General features: G+C 70.1%; 15 protein-coding genes. 9 read left to right on the top strand and 6 right to left on the bottom strand.

Annotated elements, in window-relative coordinates; all coding sequences use genetic code 11:
- Positions 1-49 precede the first annotated feature (49 nt).
- Positions 50-1,852 carry a choice-of-anchor A family protein gene (locus tag ACIGJO_RS12275; protein WP_399956014.1) on the top strand — a complete coding sequence of 601 codons (1,803 nt, stop codon included), beginning with the start codon at positions 50-52 and terminating at the stop codon, positions 1,850-1,852.
- Positions 1,853-2,223: 371 nt separating this feature from the next.
- Positions 2,224-2,910, top strand: a complete 687-nt coding sequence (locus tag ACIGJO_RS12270; RefSeq protein WP_399956012.1) for a L,D-transpeptidase — start codon at positions 2,224-2,226, stop codon at positions 2,908-2,910.
- A 190-nt stretch (positions 2,911-3,100) separates the two neighbouring features.
- On the opposite strand, the gene ACIGJO_RS12265 is transcribed toward ACIGJO_RS12270, so the two are convergent.
- The gene (locus ACIGJO_RS12265) at positions 3,101-3,943 is read right to left on the bottom strand and encodes an alpha/beta fold hydrolase (protein ID WP_399956010.1); all 843 of its coding nucleotides are present in this window, start codon (positions 3,941-3,943) and stop codon (positions 3,101-3,103) included.
- Positions 3,944-4,429: 486 nt separating this feature from the next.
- On the opposite strand from ACIGJO_RS12265, the gene ACIGJO_RS12260 reads away from it, so the two are divergent.
- The 6 genes from ACIGJO_RS12260 to fabV all read left to right on the top strand — a co-directional run bounded on the left by ACIGJO_RS12260 (position 4,430) and on the right by fabV (position 11,049).
- Positions 4,430-5,386: a PmoA family protein gene (locus ACIGJO_RS12260; protein ID WP_399956008.1), complete on the top strand. Its 957-nt coding sequence runs from the start codon at positions 4,430-4,432 to the stop codon at positions 5,384-5,386.
- Positions 5,380-6,345 carry a D-2-hydroxyacid dehydrogenase gene (locus ACIGJO_RS12255; RefSeq protein ID WP_399956006.1) on the top strand — a complete coding sequence of 322 codons (966 nt, stop codon included), beginning with the start codon at positions 5,380-5,382 and terminating at the stop codon, positions 6,343-6,345. The genes ACIGJO_RS12260 and ACIGJO_RS12255 overlap by 7 nt, the downstream gene beginning before the upstream one ends.
- Positions 6,346-6,358: 13 nt before the next feature.
- Positions 6,359-7,600 (top strand): mandelate racemase/muconate lactonizing enzyme family protein, encoded by a 1,242-nt coding sequence (locus ACIGJO_RS12250; protein ID WP_399956004.1) that lies wholly within the window; start codon positions 6,359-6,361, stop codon positions 7,598-7,600.
- 226 nt (positions 7,601-7,826) lie between these two features.
- Positions 7,827-8,486: a TOPRIM nucleotidyl transferase/hydrolase domain-containing protein gene (locus ACIGJO_RS12245; RefSeq protein WP_399956001.1), complete on the top strand. Its 660-nt coding sequence runs from the start codon at positions 7,827-7,829 to the stop codon at positions 8,484-8,486.
- Positions 8,487-8,832: 346 nt separating this feature from the next.
- A complete protein-coding gene (locus ACIGJO_RS12240) occupies positions 8,833-9,630 on the top strand; it encodes a class I SAM-dependent methyltransferase (RefSeq protein WP_399955998.1) in 798 nt (265 codons plus the stop codon).
- Between the two features lie 204 nt (positions 9,631-9,834).
- Entirely contained in the window at positions 9,835-11,049 is a 1,215-nt protein-coding gene (gene fabV, locus ACIGJO_RS12235; RefSeq protein ID WP_399955995.1) for an enoyl-[acyl-carrier-protein] reductase FabV, read from the top strand.
- Between the two features lie 268 nt (positions 11,050-11,317).
- On the opposite strand, the gene ACIGJO_RS12230 is transcribed toward fabV, so the two are convergent.
- Positions 11,318-12,721, bottom strand: coding sequence for a lamin tail domain-containing protein (locus ACIGJO_RS12230; protein WP_399955992.1), 1,404 nt, complete (start codon positions 12,719-12,721; stop codon positions 11,318-11,320).
- Positions 12,722-13,220: 499 nt separating this feature from the next.
- Entirely contained in the window at positions 13,221-14,021 is an 801-nt protein-coding gene (locus tag ACIGJO_RS12225; RefSeq protein ID WP_399955989.1) for a hypothetical protein, read from the bottom strand.
- Positions 14,022-14,577: 556 nt separating this feature from the next.
- Between ACIGJO_RS12225 and ACIGJO_RS12220 the strand changes: the two genes are divergently transcribed.
- Positions 14,578-14,802, top strand: coding sequence for a hypothetical protein (locus ACIGJO_RS12220; RefSeq protein WP_399955986.1), 225 nt, complete (start codon positions 14,578-14,580; stop codon positions 14,800-14,802).
- Positions 14,803-14,855: 53 nt separating this feature from the next.
- On the opposite strand, the gene ACIGJO_RS12215 is transcribed toward ACIGJO_RS12220, so the two are convergent.
- The 3 genes from ACIGJO_RS12215 to gap form a co-directional block, all read right to left on the bottom strand.
- Positions 14,856-15,494 carry a LysE family translocator gene (locus ACIGJO_RS12215; RefSeq protein WP_399955984.1) on the bottom strand — a complete coding sequence of 213 codons (639 nt, stop codon included), beginning with the start codon at positions 15,492-15,494 and terminating at the stop codon, positions 14,856-14,858.
- Between the two features lie 160 nt (positions 15,495-15,654).
- Entirely contained in the window at positions 15,655-16,083 is a 429-nt protein-coding gene (locus tag ACIGJO_RS12210; RefSeq protein WP_399955981.1) for a hypothetical protein, read from the bottom strand.
- Between the two features lie 641 nt (positions 16,084-16,724).
- Positions 16,725-17,723 carry a type I glyceraldehyde-3-phosphate dehydrogenase gene (gene gap, locus ACIGJO_RS12205; protein ID WP_399956928.1) on the bottom strand — a complete coding sequence of 333 codons (999 nt, stop codon included), beginning with the start codon at positions 17,721-17,723 and terminating at the stop codon, positions 16,725-16,727.
- Positions 17,724-17,758 lie beyond the last annotated feature (35 nt).

Genomic DNA, 17,758 nt, shown 5'->3' with positions numbered 1-17,758 from the left:
CGAGTGTTCCGTACGGACCGCTCCACGCGCGCGTGCGAGAACGCCAGGTATGAAACTCCTCACCCAGCTGTCCGGCCGGGGCCGCACCAGACGCCCCCGTGCCTGGGCGGCCGGTCTCGCCTACGCGGTCGCCGCCGCGTCGGCCCCCGTGATCGCCCTCGGCGGCACGGCGACAACGGCCGTCGCGGCTCCTCTCCCCGGCGGCCTCGGACCCTGCGTCCCAGGTGACTGCCCGGACCCGTACCCGCCGATCAACAACGGCCCGATCATGGGCCGCGACAACGGCATCAACATCTTCACGGGCGGCGACTACCGCGTCCGTGACCGTGCCGTCGAGGCCGAGGGCCGCCTCGTCGTTCTGGGCGACTTCGACCAGAACAAGAGCGCCGCAGGCAGCGCGATCTACAACATCGGCATCGTGGGCGTCGGCTCGCGGGTCCCTCCGCCGGCCGGCGCCGACTTCCTCACCACGGGCGGCGATGTCACCGTGGCCACCGATCAGCGCCTGCTCGCCGACGGCGGGGTCGTCCGGCACGCGGGCACCGCCACCGGCACCATCACCGGCACGGTTGTCGCCGACCCGGACGCCGCGGCACCGTACAGCGCGCTTCGCGGTCAGTTCACCACGGCGAGCCAGTGCTACGCGCGCACCGAGAGCGGACAGCGGCCCGCCACCGGCACCGCTGTCAACCAGGGGGGCCAGAGCCTCTTCACCGGCGACAACACCTCGGCGCTCCAGGTCTTCAACGTCGACTTCGACATGACCACGAGTACCGGCGCCCAGCAGGGCCTCGTCTTCGAGGACATTCCCGCGGGTGCCACTGTCCTGGTGAACGTCCTCGGAACCACCCGTACGCTCAGCACTTTCAGCGGCGGAATCTCGGATACCGACCCGCTGACCCAGCTCCGGCCGCGTCTGCTGTGGAACTTCCCGGACGCCACGACGGTGAACCTGGCCGGAACCGGTCAGTTCCAGGGCAGTGTCCTGATCGGTAACCCCGCCTCGGAGGTCACCGTCACCCTGCCGGGTGTCAACGGTCGTTTCTACACCACTGGTTCGCTCACCCACACCAGCCCTCCTGCTGGAGGAGGAGGCCAGGAGTTCCACGCCTACCCGTTCGACGGCGACCTGCCGGACTGCTCTGGCCCGACACCGCAAGCACCGGTAACGGTCGTCAAGACGGACTCGGTGACCGGCGAGGTTCTTGCGGGTGCGGTGTTCGAGTTGTGGGAGGAGACCAATGGTGTGACCGGTCTTCAGACCTCCGGTGGGACTCCTGACACTCAGATCGGTGGTTCCTGTACGACTGGGGCCGATGGTGAGTGCACGAGGGCTGTGGGGACCGGTTCGTATTACTGGCGTGAGACGGCGGCTCCGCCCGGGTACGAGCTGCCCGATCCTGCGGTGTTCGGGCCGTTGGTGCTGACCGATGAGAACGCGTCCGACGGCGTCACCGTCACCGCGGAGAACACCAAGTCCTCGGTCCCGCCCGAGGAGTCGACCATCAAGGTCGTCAAGACCGACGCGAAGAACGGCAAGCCGCTCGCCGGGGCCGTCTTCGAACTGTGGCGCGAGTCCAACGGGGTCATGGGTCTGCAGACCCTGCCGAACGGCACCGTGCCGCCGGACACCTGCACCGGTCCGGGCTGCTCCACGGACCGCGTTGGATCGTGCGTCTTCGACGAACTGCCGCTCGGGACGTACTACCTGCTGGAAACAGCCGTACCCGAGGGCTACGTCCTGCCGGGAGACCCGGTGAACGGGCCGTTCGTGATCACCGAGCAGAACGCCGGTGAGACCGTGACGGTCAAGGTCGCGAACAAGCGGGGAGAGCCCGGCAAGTACAAGTGACCCGGTTGCCCCCGAACCGGTGAGGCCCCCGGACGGCCGCGCTCAGCGCGTGCCGTCCCGGGGGCCTCACCGGTTCGGCTCAACTCCACGGAGCGCGGACGGACCGCTCCTGATAGCTGTGGGGTTCAGGGGCGACGGTCGCCCGGTGTGTCCGGGCGGCCGGACACCGCCGAAGGGTGTGCCGCACGAGGCACGGAGGTCGGCATGAAGCTTACGGATGCCATCGGGCGTGGGGGCGCGCCATCCATGAAGGGCGACCGGGCCGCAGCGGTACGGGGGAGGGCGTCCCGAGGGGGCACGCACGGACCAGACGCGCTCGCGAGGGCCTTCGCAGTGGTACGGCGCGGCGTCGGATCGCGGCGCTGGCCGTGGTGGGCGCGGGACTTACCGACCCGCTCCCCGGAACGGCGGCGGCCACGACGGCGCCGTCCGCTGCCGGGTCCGGTCCGGCGGTCGCGGCAGAGACATGCGCGGCCTCCACCGGCCCTTACCAGCGGCCCATGGAGCAATATCTGAAGCTGACCGTCGACGGTGCGCAGTCCCCCGAGGACTGCGCGGCGATCCGTACCTTCCAGCGGTCACAGTCGATCACCCCCGCCGACGGCTATGCCAACCTCGTCACCTACCGGACGATGACGGCCGTCGAGGCCCGCGCCGAACCCAACGCGGCCGGGGACTGTCCCGAGCGCTCGTACCGCGGCACGTGCGTCGATCTCGATCGTCAGCTCCTGTGGGTGCAGACGGGCAGCAGTGTCGTCTTCGACCCCGTCCCGATCCGTACGGGGCGCGACGACGAGGAGACCCGGACCGGCTGGCACGCCGTCTATTGGCGGGACCGCGACCACGTGTCCACGATCTACAACAACGCGCCCATGCCGTATTCGCAGCTCTTCGACGGCGGCCAGGCACTGCACGGGCGCCCCGCCGGCCTGTTCGACGGGGGCGGGTCGGCGGGCTGTGTGAACCTGCGGCTCGCGGACGCGGCGGCGCTGTGGGACCTGCTGGACATCGACGACGCGCTGTACATCTGGGGCACCAAGCCGGGTACGGCGGACTGACCCTGCGGCCGGCGAGGGGGAGGCGAACCGAGGGAGACGCACCGGGGACGACGCGCCGGGTGCGCTGGTCGTGGGTGCCGGATCGGCCGGACAGCCGACGTGTTGATGGCCGCCTTCGTCCGGCCTGCGGTGTCGAGGCTCCGGCTCCCACCGCTGCGCGCAGGCCGCACCGCGCAGCACGCGCCGTCCGCTAGCCGAGCGCGAGCATCGCCTCGGCGAGCTCGTCGGCCGCCGTGTCGGGGATCGCCGTGGCCGCCTCGTCGAGGACGAGCAGCCGCGCCCCGGGGATCTCGTGCGCGATCGCTTCCCCGTTGCCGACGGGGAAGAAACGGTCGTGCCGACCGTGGACGACGAGCGTGGGAACACCGATCCCGGACAGGCGCTCGCGCCAACGGGGTCCGCAGTCGAGCCTGGAGAACGCCATGCCCAGTTGGTTGGCCATCTGGACCGGGGGCGTGGTGCCGGGCGTGCGGTCCCAGACGCGTGCGGCGGTCGTGCGAGCGGCGTCGGGGTCGTCGCCGAGGATCTCCGCGCCGGCGGCGGCGAACTCAGCCACCGCCTCGCGGTCGGTCCAGTCGGGCATCGCATGCGCGAACAGCCGGCTCATCGTGGCCCGGTCGTGATCGGGGAGGTCGTCGTCGGGCGGGCCCGGCGCGACCGGGCGGGTGCCGACCAGGGTGAGTGCCGAGAACGCGCCCGGGTGGTCGAGCGCGGCTACCTGGGCGACCATTCCACCGACGCCGATCCCCGCGAGGTGCGCGGGCCCGCCGCCGAGCGCATCGGCCAGGGCAGCGGCGTCGGCGGCGAGGTCGCGCAGGGTGTAGGCGGGCGCCTCCGGGTCCGCTGTCGTCGACTCGCCACTGTCGCGCAGGTCGTAACGCACCACGCGTCGCCCACCATCGGCGAGTCGCTCGCAGAGCGCGTCGGGCCAGGAGAGCATCGTCGTCCCGCCCGCGAGCAGGACGAGTGGTGCGTCGCTGTCGCCGAAGGACTCGACGCCCAGGGCGACCTCATTCGCGTTCACGGTGACCATCGGATCACCGTAGCGGCCGAGAGTACGACCGGCGGGAGAACACCGTCGGCGAGTCCGCCGCAGGCTGAGCGTGTGTCCTCCGGCGGACGGAGGCAGGTGTACGGCTGTACCGAGTCACCTGACCGGGCGCGCCCACGTGACATCGGATTCGCCACGACGGGCGCTCGGGCGCACCGTGCCGAGCGGCTCAGGGCCACGACGCCCCGGGTGAGGCGGGCTTGCGGGGCAGTCGGATCTGTCCTCCGTGTCCCGTCGGCCGGTGCCTGACCGGGAAGGCCGGGCACGGGACCCGGGAGGACCGGGCACGCGACCCGGGGAGACCGGGCACGCGACCCGGGGCGCCGTACTCGGTGGCGGACGGGCCACGCGTCGACAGCCGCGAAAAGGCCACCCGCTTCCGGCCGTTCGGCTTCCTGTTGACGCCCGCCCGATGAAGGGCTTAGCTTCTGGTAAGCGCTTTCCAGCCTTACGGGAGACTACGGGCACATGAGCAGTCCACTGGGCATCACCCACGTCCACGGTGACCGGATCACCGTCACGGAGGAGCGGGGCGGCATCGATCTGATCAGCTACGTATACCGCCCGGAAGCGGCCTGGGAGGCCCCGAAGCCGTACATCCATCCCCTGCGCACGCTCGCTGATAACGTTGTCACGGATTACCGGCCCAACGATCACCGCTGGCACAAGGGCATCCAGATGACCGCCTCCCATCTCTCCGGGCAGAACCTGTGGGGAGGCAACACCTATGTACACGGCCAGGATTACCAGCCGCTGCCCGAACGCGTCGGATCGATGGCACACGTCGGGTTCGACGAGGTGTCGGCGGAGGACGGACGCGCGGTCATCGCGGAGCGGCTGACATGGCATCACCACGACGGTACGCACTGGGCGGACGAGCGCCGGCGCATCGAACTCCACGACGTGGAACATGCCGGTTCCGGCACCGGCATGGCGAGTGGCGGCGGCAGTTGGACGCTGACCTGGGCGAGCGCGATCACCAATCGGCGTACGGAGCCGCTGTGCTTCGGCAGCCCCACGACACACGGCCGGGAGGCGGCGGGCTACACCGGTCTCTTCTGGCGCGGGCCGCGCGCGTTCCGGGGCGGGCAGATCCTCGGGCCGGACGGTGCGGGCCCCGAACTGATGGGAACGCGGGCACCCTGGCTCGCCTGCAGCGGTGAGCATGACGGCGCCGACGGGCACGCCACACTGATCTTCCAGCACGCCCCGGAGAACGATCACGCGGGGGAGCACGGCACCCACCCCTCGCACTGGTTCGTCCGCAACGAGCCCTTCGCGGCGGTCGCGCCGTCCTTCGCCTTCTACGACGAACTGGAACTCGCCCCGGGCGACACCCTGTCGCGCCGCTACCGGGTCACTGTCGCGGACGGGGCCTGGGACCGCGTGCGGATCGCCGAGTACCTCGCGGAGCACCCGTGGTGAACGCGAACAAGGACAGCCTCGCCCTGTACGTGGAACTGCCGCTCGACGATTCCGGCCGTGCCCGCCTGAGCGGTCTCGCTTCCGGGCCCGTGTGGTTCGCCGAACCGGGGACCGCCTCCGCGGCGGATGCCCGCGCGCTCGCCGACGCCGACATCGCGCTCGGCAACCCCGGGGCGGCCCTGGTGGCCGAAGCCTCCAGGCTCCGGTGGCTGCAGCTCGCCTCGGTCGGGATCGACGGCTATCTCGCCCTCGACTGGCCGGTCCTCGGGCGTCGGCTGACCGTCACCAACCTGGGCGACATCTTCGCCGACCCGGTGGCCGAGTCGTGCCTCGCGGGCGTCCTGGCCCTGTACCGCGGCGTCGACGAGTTGACCAGGCTGCGCTCGCACAGCACCTGGGCGAAGTCCGCAGTCCGGCCTCGGCTGCGCCTGCTGTCCGGGGCGCGGGTCCTGGTGCTGGGCCGGGGCTCCATCGCCAGGAGGTTCGCCGAACTGCTGGGACCGTTCGGCTGCCCGGTGTCGCACTTCGCGCGTGGCTCGGGCGACATCCGTACCCTCGCGGAACTCGACGAGCGGCTGCCCGGCTTCGACGTGGTGGTGGCGCTGTTGCCCGGGACTCCCGGGACGAGTGGGCTGCTCGACGCGCGACGGCTGGCGATGCTGCGGCCGGGGGCAGTGCTGGTGAACGCCGGCCGGGGGTCGCTGGTGGACGAGGAGGCGCTGGTGTCCGATCTGTCCTCCGGGCGGCTCGGCGGAGCGGTGCTGGACGTGACGGCGCAGGAGCCGCTGCCTGCGGGGCACCCCCTGTGGACCTGCCCGAACGTCATTCTCACGCAGCACACCGCGGGCGGTTCGACGGACGAGGGATCGCGGGTCGTCGAGGTGTTCGCCGACAACCTGATCCGGTTCCGGAGCGGTTCCCCACTGCGCAACACCGTGCAGTGGTCCAGAGGATTCTGAGGACGTGACCGACATGCCCGAACCTGCTTCCGCGCACCTCGCCGCGCTCGCCGACGGCGGGGTACGTATCGCGGCGGTGCGGCCGGTCCTGCTCAGCGCCCCGTACGCCGATCCGGAGAATCTGGAGGTGCGCGTCGCGCTGCCCACGGGGTGGCGCACGACGGGTCTGGTCGAGGTGACCCTGGACGACGGGACGACCGGTCTCGGCGAGGGCTATCTCGCCGTGTTCGCACCGCACGTCTTCGTGTCGACGGTCGACCTGCTGACCCCCTACCTGCTCGGACGACCGGCCGCGGACCTGGCGGAACGCTACCGGGACATGGTGCTCGTCACGGGGTACTGGAGTCTTCAGGGGGCGGCCCGCCATGTCATCTCCGCTGTGGAAGCGGCCCTGGCCGACGCCCTCGGCAAACGGGCCGGCGTACCGGCGTACGAGCTGCTGGGCGGCCGTCGTACGGACCGGATCCGGCTCTACGCCAGCGGGGGCGACTCGACGTCCCCGGCGGCGATGAGGGACGAGATCGCCGCTGTCGCCGCCCTCGGGATCAGCACCTTCAAGATCAGGGCGCGGGGTCACGAGGCGGACAAGGCGGTGTGGACGCTGGACCAGGCGGCCCCGCACGGCGTCGGCATCGCCGTCGACATGGCCCAGAACCTCGATGACCCCGGTCAGTCGGCGGCGGACGCGCTGGCGTTCCTCGACGCGGTGAAGGCCGGTACTCAACAGCCGTTGCGATTCCTGGAGGAGCCGCTGGGCCCTGCCCGTACCCATGAGTACCCCGCTCTGCGACGGGCGGCCGGTTGCCCGGTGGCGGGCGGGGAGACCGTCACCACGGCGCGGGAGTTGCTGGGGCGCATGGCCTCGGGGTACTACGACATGGTGCAGCCGGACGCCACGGTCGTCGGCGGGCTGCGGCAGACGCTGGCCGTCTTCGCGGCCGCCGGGGAACACGGCGTCGAGACGGTCGTCCACTGCTGGGGCAGCGCGGTGTGCCAGGCGGCCAACTATCACGCCGCGTTCGCCGGCGGCGGCAGGCTGGCCGAGTGGCCCCTGCCCGCGTACGCCCTGCGGTCCGAACTCCTGGTCGAGCCGTTCCGTATCGAGGCGGGCCATCTGCTCGCCCCGCAGGCACCGGGGCTCGGCGTCAGGCTCACCGCGGAGACCGAGCAGCGCTATGCCTTCCGCGGTGACGCCGTCTACCGCTGCCTGGCCACGCTGCCGCCGCCCGTACCGGGCCGATGGCGGGCGGACTGAACGCGCGGCGGAAGCCGTACGGGCGAAAGAGCCGTATTCCAGGGCGAGGTGATGGGAAAATGCTTTCGGCGTGGTGGGAAAACGCTTTCGGCGAGGCTTGCGCACCGCTGCCTGGCTGCGAGTGCCCGTAGGCCCGGGAAGGTGGGCGGCACCTGGGCGGAACGCGTGAGGTGTTTGCGCGAGGCGGTTGTCGCGGTCCGTCGGCTTCGGCTGGGAAACTGTGCGCATGGATGCGATAGAGCGGTTCCGTGGGGCGGTCATCGAGTGGGCAGCGGGCGGTGCGGGGGCTCCAGCGGCCGCCGGGGCCGCACGCGAACTGGCTGCCCGCGGCGTTGTGCGTACGGCCGTACTCGTGGAAGGCGTAAGCGACCAGGTCGCGCTCGAAGCCCTGGCCGCCCGGCACGGCCGTTCCCTGGGCGCGGAGGGTATTCCGGTCATCCCGCTCGGAGGCGCGACCAGCATTGGCAGATTCCTGAATCTCCTCGGTCCTCAGGGGCTCGACGTCGGACTGGCGGGCCTGTGCGACGCCGGAGAGGAAAGCCACTTCGCACGCGCCCTGGAACGGTCGGGTCTCGGCCGTGACCTCTCCCGCGCCGACATGGAGCCGCTCGGTTTCTACGTGTGTGACGCAGACCTGGAGGAGGAGTTGATCCGCACTCTCGGTGCCGTCCCGGTGCAACAGGTCGTCGAGGAACAGGGCGACCTGCGGGCGTTCCATATCTTCCAGAAACAGCCCGCCCAGCGGGAGCGGAGCGTGGAGCGGCAGTTGCGGCGCTTCATGTGCACCATCAGCGGCCGGAAGAGCCAGTACGCACGATCCCTTGTCGATGCCTTGGACCTCACCCGCGTGCCGCGTCCGCTGGACCGCCTGCTCGCGCATCTGTAGCTGTGAGCCCGACGATTCGTCGACCGCACTTTCAGCGACCTGATGGGGGAAGACCCTGACCGGTCGATTGTCCCAGCGCCCGCGTGCGCCCGGTTCATCCAGGATCTGGGCTGCCGCCGTGAACGAGACCACCACGCACCATGGCAGGGGGACCAGACCGGGCAGCCCGGCCGACGCACCGGCCGTGCCGGCTCGGTGGGTCGGCTGACGGCGAGGGCCGGGATCCCGGCGGCCGGGGGTCCGCTGTCCAGGGGCCCGCTGTCCGGGGTGGCCGGTGGAGCCGGTCCCGGTCCGCTGTTCGCGCCCGGCCCCGCCCCGGCGCGGGCCTGGCCGTTATTGTCGCTGGATGCCTGAGGTTCCTGAGAAGTTCGACGCCGCGATGAACACCTGGCAGGAATGGCAGGACGCCCCCTGGGGCCGACTGCGTTACTCGATCGCCGAGGCGAACCTGCTCCGTCACCTGGACGCACTGGGTGGCGAGCCGCTGCGGATTCTCGACCTCGCCGGTGGCGACGGCGGTGACGCCCTTCGCCTAGCGGCCCGCGGGCACCGTGTCACCGTCGTCGACCACGCGCCCGCCATGCTCGCCGCTGCCACCGGGCGTGCCGTGGCAGGCGGGGTGACAGAGCTGATCGACTGTGTCGAAGCCGATGCGACCGATCTGCCCAGGGACCTCGCCGACGGAGAGTTCGACGTCGTGCTCTGCCACAACCTCCTGCAGTACATGGACGACGTCCCGGGAACGCTCGCCTCGGTGCTGGCCCCGCTGAAGCCCGGGGGCCTGGTCTCCGTCATGGCGGTCAACCGGCATGCGGCACCCTTGAACATCGCCGTCCGCGAGATGGACCCCGCGGCCGCTCTCGTCGCACTCGACACCGATCAGGCCCGGACCCGGGTGTTCGACTCGGTGCTGACACTCCACACGGCCGAGGACATCATCACCACCCTGCGGACGCTCGGATGCCGGGGCATCGCCCACTACGGCATCCGCAGCTTCTGCGACTACATCACCGACGACGCACGCAAGCACGAACCGGATTTCTACGCGGACCTCGAACGCCTCGAACTCGCCACCACCGCCCGTCCGCCCTATATGCACACGGCCCGCCTCTTCCAGCTCACTGCCTGGAAGCAGTCCGACTGACGCCGGGACCGGCCCCCGGGTCGAGCGTGCGCAGGTACGTCAAGCCGCCTCCTCGCCGGGAGTGGTGGAAACACTCCAAGACCGGCTCGTGATCGTTGTCCCTGGTGGAACCGCTGTCCGAGTACGTCCTGTCGCAGACTTGCGGGGTGTGGTGGCCCGGCGGGCCGCCACGTTTCCGTCCCAGCCGACCCAAGGACTGCAATCGTGAGCGAGCGCGTTCTCATTCCCCGTAACCGGGGATTCCTCTTCCTCGACTCCCACCCGGCGGGTTGCGAGCGGTTGGTGGCCGACATGTGGCAGGCCTGCCCCGGCCCTGCCGACATGCCGGAGGGGGACGGGCCGGTAGCACTGATCATCGGCTCCTCGGCCGGTTACGGTCTCGCGGCCACCCTCGCCGGACTCAAGCGCGCCGGCATCCGCGGCATCATGGTCTCCTTCGAGAAGGCCCCCACCGAACGGCGCACCGCCACGGCCGGCTGGTACCGAACCGCTGCCACCGCCGACATCGCCCGCACCGCAGGGCGGGATCTCGTCTTCCTCAACGGCGACGCGTTCTCCGACACGACGAAGAACCAGGTCGCCGATCTCATCGAGCGGCGGTTCGGCGGCAGGCTGGACTACCTGATCTACTCGGTGGCCGCGCCCCGGCGTACCGACCCCGCCACCGGCACCACGTACGCCTCCGTCCTCAAGCCGATCGGTCGGGCGAGCCGCACCAAGACCCTTGTCTTCGACGGTGAGGGCGTACCCGAGGTCCGCGAGGTCGAGACCGAACCGGCCGAGGGCGATGACGTCGAGCAGACCGTGGCGGTGATGGGTGGCACGGACTGGGAACGCTGGATCGATCAACTCGCGGGCCGGGGCCTGCTCGCCGACGGCTTCGCCACCGCCGCGCTGTCGTACATCGGCTCGCCGCTGACAGCGGCGATCTACCGGCAGGGCACCATCGGCACGGCCAAGACGCACTTGGAGGCCACCGCCCGCAGCCTGGACGAGCGGCTCGGCAGGACGGTGGGCGGGCGGGCCGTGACCTCCGTGAACGGCGCTGCCGTCACCCAGTCCTCCACGGCCATCCCCGGCATCGCCCTGTACACCGGCCTGCTGCGCGGCGTACTCGGAGAGGACCTGGTTCCGCCGGTGCACCAGCTCGCCGCTCTGTGGGATCAGCTCACCGGCGCCGCTCCGTCGGATCTGGACGACGAGGGCCGCATCCGTCTGGACGGCTGGGAGCTCACCGACGACGTCCAGGCGGCCGTCGCCGAACGCTGGGAGGCCGCCACCACCGACAGCATCGCCGATCTCGCCGACCTCGCCTGGTTCCGCTCCGAAGTCCAACGCCTCTACGGATTCTCGGTGCCGGGCGTCGACTACGCCGCCGCTGTTGCCACCGACATCCCCTGGCCCGACCACACGGCCTGACCCCGGCTCCGACCAGGGTGTTCCTCAGGCACCCCGTGAAGGGCCGGTCCGTTCGCCGCCGAACGGTCGCCCAGCCCGGCCCCACGGCAAGCTCACCGGCGAACCCGCCAGTCACTGACAGACACTGACACTGGTCACTGACGCAGCTCTCTGACGCAGCTCTCCGACGCCGGTCACTGACACCGGCTCCGCGCGCACAGCGGAAGAGGGCTCCCGGCGGTGGAGATCATCCGCCGGGAGCCCTCGGGGCCGGACCGAGTGACCGGTGTCAGGGAGTGCAGTTCAGCGTGCCGGCGCGCAGCGCGTGGCCGCCGTCATTGGCGTCGTCGGACCAGATGACCGGCTTGTGGCCGCCGCTGCAGGCGGTGTTCGGGGCGATGGCGAAGCCCTCGTTGTTGTAGTCGCCCATGCCGGCGGGGCGATCGTAGGTGTGCGTGAGGGCGAACTTGCCCTGGGCGTTGATCCCCAGGGTTGAGGTGCGGCCTTCGCAGGTGTCGTCGCAGACGGCCCACAGGTGTCCGGTGGCGGGCTCGAACTCCAGGTCCATCACGCCGGAGAAGCCGCTGGTGATGGTGGCGACCCGGGTGTAGCCGCCGCCGGACTGGTCGAGGGCGTAGGCGTAGACGGTGCCGTTGTCCTCGACCCCGACGAAGAACAGGCCACTGCCGTGGCCCGGGTAGCCGGCCGGGCTGTACGCGGCACCGGTGCGCTCGTCACGGAAGCCGTTCGCGGTCAGGAAGGTGTCCGGGATCCACGAGATGGCTTCGGGTCCGGCGTTGGCCGGCAGGGAGGGCAGGTCGGAGGTGAGGTTCCACTCCGCTGCCGCGTTCAGCGAGGACGCCGTGGAGGAGGCGTCGAAGCGCAGGATCTTCGGTGCGCTCGTGGAACCCTTGCTGTTGTCGCGTTCGGTGGCGACGAACATCCCGTCGGGAGTGACGACCACACCCTCGGCATCGGGCTCACCACTGCCGCCCGCATAGCGCAGAGTCTTGCCGGAGGCCCAGCCCCCGGCCGGGTCGGGGCGCCACTTCGCACCGTCGGGCACGAGCCGGTAGAGCTTGCTGGGGCCGTTCTGCACGGCCCAGAGAACGCCCGAGCTCTCGAAGGAGAGACCGCTGAGGTTCTCCCCGAACACGTTCGAGGCATCGGCGACGGTCACCGCCGAGCCGCCCGGCCATGTGGTGTCGGAGCCGCCGGTGTCGCCGCAGGCGTTCGCCGCACCCTTGGTCGGGGCGGTGGTGGTGCGGAACGCACTGGTGCCGTCCCCGCACCGCCCGAAGGTGGTGGTGGCATGGTCGGTCCAGGTGTACGAATCCACCGCGGTGGAACCGTCCGCCGTGAACAGCCGCGCGGAGTCCGCACTGCCCAGACCGAACGCGGAGTCGACGTCCAGGGCCAGGAAGGCGCCCGGAGCCAGCGACGTGTTCTTGCCGATCGTGTAGGAGTGGGAGTTGTCGTTGTCCTTGACGACCCACTTCGACACGTCGACCGCGGTGGTCCCCGTGTTGACGAGTTCGATCCAGTCGCCGGGGCTGCCGCCGCTCGATTCGACCTCGTTGATCCGCACCGTGGACTGTTCCTGCGCCGAGGCCGGCGCACCGGACAGGCCGAGGGCCAGAAGGGTCAGGGCGACGGCGGTGATGTGGGCTTGTCCACGCCAGTGGGTACGCAAGGTAGCCGGTCCTCTTCTCAGGGGTCGGGCAGGTGGAGGAGCGCGCTCACGCTCCTGGCGAAGCTTCGGCCACACCGGCGGCCATGGGATGAACATGCCACAAACTGTGCGGGGAACTCATGGAAAGAGCTTGGTAGGTCGGTTGACTGGTCGGTCGGTGGTCCGGTCGGTGGTCCGGTGGCCGGACGGCGTCGTCCTCCGGCCACTTCACAGCAACGCCCGCCGGTACAGCCGCCGTTGCCGGTCCTCGGCGAAGAGCTACCGGAGGGTCCGCCGCAGTCCTTCATACAGAGAAGTGGGCTCGATCCCGGGGAAGAGTCTACGCAGCGGTGCGCCGTCCGCCTGGGAATGCTCGACGTCCCCGGCGCGGCTCGGCCTGAATTCGAGGCAAGGCGCGGTCCCCGTCACCAGCTCCCGCTCCGCGATCAGGCCCGTGAGCGAAGTCCGCCTGCCATGGGCGAGGTTCACCGGATCGAGGATGGAGATGCTGCGGAAGTTCTCACCATCCACCTTCGAAGAGGGCGAGAAGGGGCGGCGCCGGGTCTGCCGCCGTGGTCACGTTTGCCACGACGACAACAGCCATGACCAGGGCCAGCAGTGCCGAGAGAATCCCGGACCACCTCAGCGCGCGTCTCGCTCGCCTGTCGGAGAGTCCTGATCCCGCAGCCTTCTTCAACAACACCACGCTCATGGCGATGAGGGCGGCCGCCACGATGCCGGAAAGCACGACCATCGCCACGTGATACCGGGCGAAGTCGCCGATCATTACATCGAGGACAGGTGAGGACGGGCCACTCGTACTCGGCAAGTCGGCCAGTCGCTGCCGGACCTGATCGAGCGTATCGGCGAGACTCCCCTCGCCTGTCCCTGCTCCGAGCAACGGCAGCAGTGAAGCGAAGGGCGCTTTCGCACCCTGGATGTTGGCCATGACCGCCGCCAGCGAGAGCAGCGCGAGCACCGTGACGAGAACGCCGGCCGACGCGAGGAATGCCTGCCTGCCCGTCTCGTCACCGGTGGCTCCGAGGAATGCCTTCCAGAGAAGACCGCCGAGGGCAGCGAGCACGACCAGCAGAACCATGGCGATCACGGCTTTTGCCAGGTGGTAGTGGAACCAGTAGTTGACCACCCTTTCCAGGCCGGGGGAGAACTCCCGGTCGCCGGAACTCCAGTACCCGGCGAACGCCCTGCGGAAGGATGTTGCGAGGTCCTGCTCGTCGTCGAAGCCGCTGCCCGACGTGCGTGCCGCCAGTGCGCGAGGGCCGACGACGAAGGCGGCGATGAGGGCCACCGTGAGAGCCACGAGCGCGGCGAGTGTGCGACCGGGCATACCTGCGGACCGTGGTGGTGCTGCTGCGCTGTGCACGGAGAATCCTTCGGCTCGATCGAGTGTGCGGTCGGCACGCCGGACCGCGGGTCGGCTGGTTGACGAGGTCGGTTCAACGATGCGCGCACCCAGGTCGTTCGAGGCGTGGTCGCGATGCCGGGGCACAGGTCCAGAACGCAGAACGCAGAACGCAGAACGTGGGATCCGGGACGCGGAACCGGCTGGGACGGCACCGCGGGTGCCGTTGCCGTCCCAGCCACCATTCCGTACTGGTGGTCGTCCGGTCACGGGGGTCCGCCGCACACTTGTGGGTAGGGCAAGCCCCACCTTTCGGGGTCCGGGAGAGAGTGCCGCTGTAGTGCGTCGAACGCTGATCCCGGCACCGCTGCCGGTCGGGCCGCAGTGTGCCGCGCGTTCGTCAGCATGCCGCGCCAGGAGGCCCGTTCGGGTACATGTGGCGGCAACGAATGTCCCGGATCACCGCTGTTGGAAGACAATGTCTGCCTTGTCAGGCGTAGCCCCAAGGAAGACCATGCGCATCTGTACGACCGCCTCCGCGGCATTCGCGGCGACACTCCTGGTGACGGCTCTCACCTCCTGCACGCAGTCCGAAGCAGAGGTGCGTGCCACATGCGAGCGGGCTCTGGACAACCACTCGACGCTCAGCTTCCGGCCGAGGGCGTGCGTGGACGTACCCGACGAGGCCTACCGAACGCTCCTGTTGGTGTACGAACTGAAGGCGGAGGGGCTCGACTGAGAGCCGTCCCGTAGCGGTCGCCCGCTCACGACACCGCTTGGGGCGGCTGCGGATCAGTCCTTGCGCCCCGTCGCGGCTACGGTGATGCCGAGGCCGATCATCGTGAGCCCGCCGACCCCTCCGACCAGGGAGAGCCGCCGAGGTGAGCGGGCGAACCAGTCCCGTCCGGTTGCCGCGGCCAGTCCCCACAGACTGTCGCAGGCCATGGCGATGATGTTGAAGACCAGCCCGAGCAGGAGCATCTGGAGCACGACGTTGCCTTGGGCGCGGTCGACGAACTGCGGCAGCACGGCGGCGAAGAACACGAGTGTCTTGGGGTTGGCCACACCGACGGCGAACCCTTCCCACATCGTGCGGCGGCCACCCTGCTGGTTCTGTTCGGTGGTGAACGTGGTCTGCAGCGAGCCACGTTGCCGCCACGCCTTCACACCCAGATACACCAAGTAGGCCGCACCGGCCAGTTTGAGCACCGTGAAGACCAGGACGGAGCGTTCCACGATCGATCCGATCCCGAGAGCCACGGCCAGGATGAGTACATAGGCGCCCAACGTGTTCCCCACAACGGTGGTCAGCGCGGCGCGCCGCCCCTGCGCCAACGCCCGCCCGATCACGAACAGCACACTGGGTCCGGGGATCACGATCAGCAGGAACGACATAGCCGCGAAGGCGAGCAACCGCTCAACAGACAGCATGGCGCCCATGCAAGCACAGGCCCGGCGCGCACACTCGCGGCATTGTCGGGATCCTCCCCGTACGCCCCGTAGAAGAACGCTCCCCGCCGTGTGATCGCATGCTCCGGCTGCCGTAGGCGTCTCCGTCGGCGCGGCAACCGGCCGTACCTCGCCGCCGTCCTCATCCGGATCCGGCGATAAGTCGCCAGGCCGACGACCGACCGGAGCCGGCCCGTCCGGCGACGCGAACCGGATGATGCTCACCGCGCGACGGGTGTGCCGATCGACATGGCGCTCTTGAAAATGGTGGGCGCGAGCGTGTTCTGAATGTCGGGTCGGACGCGAAGCGGATTTCCTGGCGTACGCGCACGATGCGGCCCTCCTCGTCGATCCATACCTCGGCGTCGATCGCGGTGGCGGGGTTCGGATTGCGCCCGGCGGTCCGGTCGACCGACTCGATGTCCTTCGGCGTGAGGCGGGCCGACACACGCATGGGCTCGCTCCCCCGGTGCACGGAGGCGCTGCGATCGAGCATGAGGCGCACGTACTGCGGAAGCCGGTCCATGGGTATACCGCCCTTGGCCGCCGACGCGGGGAATTCCTGCCACACACCGGGGTTCCGCTCGCGCGCCGGTACACCTTCTGCCGGGTGATCACGACGTGTTCGGTGTACTGCTCGGTCTTGTCCGTCGTGCGCCCCGTCAAAGGCGCGTTGAGGTTGATCCGTCCCACCACGAGTTGCAGTCGCCTGGGCCCGGACCGCGTGACAGCGCGGCGGATGATGGGCTCATCCTTCCTGGCTGCGGGGAGCAGGTTTCGTGCGGGGGAGATGGTGTGATCGAGCGGGCGCTGAACCGCCGCAGAACCGGACCTTGCGCCCGTACACCCCTGCGCCCGTACACCCCTGCACCCGTACGACCCTGCGCCCGTACGACCCTTCGGCTGACACCGACACCGACACCGGCAGCCACACCGACTCCGACACCGGCAGCCACACCGACACCGACACCGGCAGCCACACCGACACCGACACCGGCAGCCACACCGGCACCGACAGCGGCCCCGACGAAGTGCGGGGCCGGCGGCTCAGCCCATCGGGCGATGGTCAAGGATCCTTCCGGGATCACCACGTCCGACCTTGCCGGGAAACACCTGGCTGAGCGCTCCGGTGGGCCCGGAGGGCCGAACCGGAGCGCTCACAAGGAGGCGCTGGGCAGCGCGGCCTCCGCGGGCGTGCCGCCCGGTCCACGGTCAGCCGGTGGCGAGGAGTTCGAGCGTATCGATCACGCGGTTCGAGAAGCCCCACTCGTTGTCGTACCAGGCGACCACCTTGACGTGGCGGCCGTCGACGCGGGTGAGGGCCGAGTCGAAGATCGCCGAGGCGGGATTCCCCGTGATGTCGGACGACACGAGCGGGTCGTCCGAGTACTCGAGTACGCCGGCGAGCGGCCCCTGCGCCGCGGCGCGGTAGGCAGCCAGCACGTCCTCGCGCGTCACGTCGCGGGCGACGGTCGTGTTGAGTTCGACGATCGATCCGACCGGAACCGGCACGCGGATCGAGTCGCCCGACAGCTTGCCGTCGAGCTTCGGCAGCACGAGGCCGATCGCCTTGGCGGCGCCTGTCGTGGTCGGCACGATGTTGACAGCGGCGGCGCGGGCGCGGCGGGCGTCGCGGTGCGGACCGTCCTGAAGGTTCTGCTCCTGGGTGTAGGCGTGCACCGTCGTCATGAAGCCGTGCTCGATGTCGGCAAGATCGTCGAGCACCTTGGCCAGCGGAGCGAGCGCGTTGGTCGTGCACGAGGCGTTCGAGACGATCGTGTGCGCGGCGGGGTCGTACGCGCCGGTGTTGACCCCGAACGCGAGCGTGACATCGGCACCGTCCGCCGGCGCGCTGACGAGTACCTTCTTCGCGCCCGCGTCGAGATGGCCGCGGGCGGCCGTGGCCGAGGTGAAGCGGCCGGTCGCCTCGAGCACGATGTCCACGCGGAGCTCGGCCCAGGGAAGCTGCGCCGGTTCGCGCTCCGCGAGCACGGTGATGCGGCGGCCGTCGACGACGAGCACGTCCCCGTCGACCGACACCGGGCGGCCGAGCCGGCCCGCCGTCGTGTCGTAGGCGAGCAGCCGCGCGAGGGTGGCGGGCTCCGTGAGGTCGTTGACGGCGACGATCTCCAGATCGCTGTCGCGTTCGAGCAGCGCGCGCAGCACATTGCGTCCGATGCGGCCGAATCCGTTGATGGCGATGCGAGTCATGAGTGGTGTCCCTTCGGGTTCAGCATCAGGTTCTC

The organism is Streptomyces sp. NPDC079020 (assembly GCF_044542225.1).
Classification (GTDB): domain Bacteria; phylum Actinomycetota; class Actinomycetes; order Streptomycetales; family Streptomycetaceae; genus Streptomyces.
The sequence above is the reverse complement of the archived record's forward strand: the minus strand, read 5'-3'. Positions and strand labels throughout refer to the sequence as shown.

What these genes read in the sequence shown, in the direction of transcription:
- ACIGJO_RS12275 (WP_399956014.1), top strand. Translation starts at nt 50, where the DNA reads ATGAAACTCCTCACCCAGCTGTCCGGCCGGGGCCGCACCAGACGCCCC.
- ACIGJO_RS12265 (WP_399956010.1), bottom strand. Translation starts at nt 3,943, where the DNA reads ATGGTCACCGTGAACGCGAATGAGGTCGCCCTGGGCGTCGAGTCCTTC.
- ACIGJO_RS12260 (WP_399956008.1), top strand. Translation starts at nt 4,430, where the DNA reads ATGAGCAGTCCACTGGGCATCACCCACGTCCACGGTGACCGGATCACC.
- ACIGJO_RS12250 (WP_399956004.1), top strand. Translation starts at nt 6,359, where the DNA reads ATGCCCGAACCTGCTTCCGCGCACCTCGCCGCGCTCGCCGACGGCGGG.
- ACIGJO_RS12245 (WP_399956001.1), top strand. Translation starts at nt 7,827, where the DNA reads ATGGATGCGATAGAGCGGTTCCGTGGGGCGGTCATCGAGTGGGCAGCG.
- ACIGJO_RS12240 (WP_399955998.1), top strand. Translation starts at nt 8,833, where the DNA reads ATGCCTGAGGTTCCTGAGAAGTTCGACGCCGCGATGAACACCTGGCAG.
- ACIGJO_RS12220 (WP_399955986.1), top strand. Translation starts at nt 14,578, where the DNA reads ATGCGCATCTGTACGACCGCCTCCGCGGCATTCGCGGCGACACTCCTG.
- ACIGJO_RS12215 (WP_399955984.1), bottom strand. Translation starts at nt 15,494, where the DNA reads ATGCTGTCTGTTGAGCGGTTGCTCGCCTTCGCGGCTATGTCGTTCCTG.
- gap (WP_399956928.1), bottom strand. Translation starts at nt 17,723, where the DNA reads ATGACTCGCATCGCCATCAACGGATTCGGCCGCATCGGACGCAATGTG.